This is a genomic window from Paracoccus sigandri (assembly GCF_003709565.1).
Lineage (GTDB): Bacteria > Pseudomonadota > Alphaproteobacteria > Rhodobacterales > Rhodobacteraceae > Paracoccus > Paracoccus siganidrum.
Window position 1 is genome coordinate 1 of sequence record NZ_QNRC01000084.1, and the last position, 2,619, is coordinate 2,619.

A 2,619-nucleotide genomic window follows, 5' to 3' on the forward strand; every position below is an offset into this window, starting at 1 on the left:
TCGGGCGTGGTGCCGCAGCAGCCGCCGGTGACGTTGACCAGCCCCTCTCGGGCGAAGTCGGCGACCTGGATGGCGGTATCCTCGGGGCCCTCGTCATACTGGCCGAAGGCGTTGGGCAGGCCGGCATTGGGATAGGCGCAGGTGAAGGTCTGGGCGATCCCGGCCAGTTCCGCCAGATGCGGCCGCATGGCCGAGGCGCCGAGCGCGCAGTTCAGCCCGATGGTGAAGGGCCGCGAATGGCGGACCGAATGCCAGAAGGCGGTGGGCGTCTGCCCCGACAGCGTGCGCCCCGAGGCATCGGTGATCGTGCCCGAGATCATCACCGGCAGCCGCCGGCCATGTTCGGCGAAGGCCTCGAAACAGGCGAAGATCGCGGCCTTGGCGTTCAGCGTGTCGAAGATGGTCTCGATCAGGATGATGTCCGACCCGCCGCGGATCAGCCCGCGGATCTGCTGGCCATAGGCGATGCGCAGGTCGTCGAAGGTCACGGCGCGATAGCCCGGATCGTTCACGTCCGGGCTTATGGATGCGGTGCGGTTCGTCGGCCCCACCGCACCGGCGACGAAGCGCGGCTTGCCGTCGATGGCGGTGGCCCGGTCCAGCGCCGCGCGCACGATCCGCGCGCCCTCGGTGTTCAGGTCGTCGACCGCGCCTTCCATGCCGTAATCGGCCTGCGCGATGGTGGTGGCGGAAAAGGTGTTCGTCTCGACGATATCGGCGCCGGCCATGGCATAGTTGAAATGGATCTCCTCCAGCGCCTCGGGCTGGGTCAGGATCAGCAGGTCGTTGTTGCCCTTCTGCGGGTGATCGGAATGGTGGCGGCAGCCGCAGCCGCCGGCGCCGCGGTAATCCTCTTCCGACAGGCCCAGGTTCTGGATCTGCGTGCCCATCGCCCCGTCGAGGATCAGGATGCGTTCGCGGGCCAGCCGTTCAAGCTGCCCGAGGCTGTCGGAGGGGGGGATCTGGAAGGCCTGCATGGTTCTGGGTCCGTCTTGCGCAAGTCGGCACTATGGCCTGTCTGGCGCCGAAGGTAAAATTCATAATCTTCGAGAAGATTATGAATTCCGTGCAGGGACGGCCCGTCAGGCTCGCCGGCGCAGGGGCAGGCGGGGCGGTTTTCCGTCCGCCTGCATTGTCGGGATCAGCTGCCCGCCGCCTCGGCCTGTTCCTTCAGCCCGTTCAGCCCGTCCTGGATATATTGCTCCATGAAGGTGACGGCGGCCGCGTCGCTATAGCTCTCCTCGGGCTCGTTGGTGGTGTCGGCGCGGAAGAAGCTGGCCTTCCACTGCACCTCGGCCCCCGCGCCATTCGGCGTCACCACGATGGTGTTGGTATAGAAGCTGACCGGGATCACCTCGCGGTTTTCCCCCGACAGGCGCCAGCGGGTGGTCATGTTCCCGTCATTGACGATGTCGATGCCGTCCAGGACCGACCCGCCCGCCAGTTCGGTGGTGCGCTTCGCGCCCGCGCCGTCGCCCTCCAGCGTCGCGGATGCCACCTGCGGGTGCCAGTCGGACAGCGCGGCGGGGTCCTTCAGGATCTCCCAGACCGTCTCGGCGGGGGCCGCGATCTCGACCTGCCGGCTGGCCTCTTGCGGGGTGGGGCCATGGGCCCAGGCCGGGACGGCCAGGAGACCCGCGACCAGAGCGGCTTTCATGCGATCCAACATTCATTCCTCCTTTCGCATGTATCGGGGCAGGGGGCTGGCGGCCAGCCAGCATCCGACCATGATCAGCAACGCCGCCAGCGCCAGGACGGGTGCAAGGCTGCGGGTCACGGTCGCGGCATGGGACGGCGCATGGGCGGCCAGCGCGCGGTCGATGGCGGCCGGGCCCTCGGCCAGGCGGGCGAAGCCCAGGCCCCGGCCGCCGGCCAGGTTGCGCAGGTAGTCGGCGCGCAGGGCAGAGAGATGCTCGTTCCCCTCCAGGTCGGATTCGCCGTAAGGGTTGTTGCGCGGATGGAAGCCCGGCCGTTCCGAGGCATCGGGCGGCGGCGCGCCGATCCGGGCAGGGGCGTGCTGCACGTCGGCCGGCGCGTAGAAGCCCACCTCGCGACCCAGGTCGTCGAATTTCGGGATCGGCGCGGGCGCGTCGCCGCCCACGCCCAGGATCACGCCGCCGGGGCTTTCGCCGCGGAACTCGGCCGGGCCGCCATAGGGCAAGGGCGGCGCCTCCTGCCCGTCGGTGACGAAGACCAGCGCCACGCCCATGTCGCGGGCGCGGGCCAGCGCATGGTCCAGCCCGCGCGAGATCAGGCTGTCGCCCTCCCAGGCCATGCGCCAGTCCAGCCCCTCGATCGTGCGCGAGATGGCGGCGAAATCCTCGCAGATCTCCAGCGGCTCGAACAGGGTCAGGCTGCGGCGCTCGGTGAACAGCGCCAGGCCGATCCGGGTGCCGCAGGGGCGCGCGGCGATCCAGTCGCGCAGGCGGTCCCTGGCGAAATCCAGCCGCGACCGGCCCTCCATGTCGCGCACGTTCATCGAGCGGGTGATGTCCACCACCACCAGCGCGTCGGTCAGCGCCACCTGCCGCGGCACGCCCGGCCCCAGCGCCGCCAGCAGCGCCAGCAGCGCCGCGGCAAGCGGCGGCAGGATACGGCGGGCGCCCCCGATCATGGCGC

The 2,619-nt window shown here is 69.9% G+C and carries 3 protein-coding genes; all 3 read right to left on the reverse strand.

The features are described from left to right. A partial coding sequence (locus C9E82_RS23700) for a homocysteine S-methyltransferase family protein (RefSeq protein WP_119901219.1) occupies nucleotides 1–977 on the reverse strand: 977 nt, incomplete at its 3' end. A gap of 164 nt (nucleotides 978–1,141) precedes the next feature. Then, nucleotides 1,142–1,669, reverse strand: a complete 528-nt coding sequence (locus tag C9E82_RS23705; protein WP_119901220.1) for an SRPBCC family protein — start codon at nucleotides 1,667–1,669, stop codon at nucleotides 1,142–1,144. Beyond that, nucleotides 1,670–2,619: VWA domain-containing protein (locus C9E82_RS23710; RefSeq protein ID WP_338068150.1), on the reverse strand; the 950-nt coding region annotated here is incomplete at its 5' end. It lies immediately after the preceding gene.